The 581-nt window shown below is 54.7% G+C and carries 1 protein-coding gene; it reads left to right on the forward strand.

From position 1 onward, the window contains the following. The first annotated feature begins 223 nt into the window (after positions 1–223). Entirely contained in the window at positions 224–499 is a 276-nt protein-coding gene (locus RE6C_RS24860) for a hypothetical protein (RefSeq protein ID WP_236618508.1), read from the forward strand. Positions 500–581: the final 82 nt, after the last annotated feature.

The following is a 581-nucleotide window of genomic DNA, read 5'->3' on the forward strand; positions in this document are numbered from 1 at the left end:
GTTACCCGACTGAAATTGCTTAATGGCAAATCCGTACGAAGCGTCAACCAACGTCTCAGTATCTGCCGCAGCTTCGTGTCGAAATCGACGACTTGCCTCGTACGTTTTGGCTGCATTTGCTGCTGTCATTGGGGCTATCCATCTTCCGCCGTTCCTCACCTCGCCAATTGCAATGTGGGGTTGGCAAAACTGGTGGTTTGGATTCGCACCTGCTGCATATCTCGTGTTCGCTGCGGTAGTTGCGGTTGGCTCCGAGCGTTACGCCAAGCCTCTCGGCTTCATCTTGCTGCCTTTGTTCTTGCTGCCCCTGCTGCTGGTTACCGGACTGATAGTGTTCGCGACGTACTTGGACGCCACGAACATCGCCTCTGGAAAATATACTTGGTCGCAACACCTTCACACTTTGTTGATCGTTTTGCTTTGCCCCGTCATTTGGTACTATTTGGTGGTGGCATCGGTACGTTCGGTGCGGCTGATGCGACCCCACGCCGGCGGGTAACCATCGCGTGAACCGGAGAACGCGAGCTAGGCTATTTGGCCGTTAGAGACTTCACGGCGCGTTCCCGGTTACGCGTACCGTT

Source organism: Rhodopirellula europaea 6C (genome assembly GCF_000338295.1).
GTDB classification, from domain to species: Bacteria; Planctomycetota; Planctomycetia; order Pirellulales; family Pirellulaceae; genus Rhodopirellula; species Rhodopirellula europaea.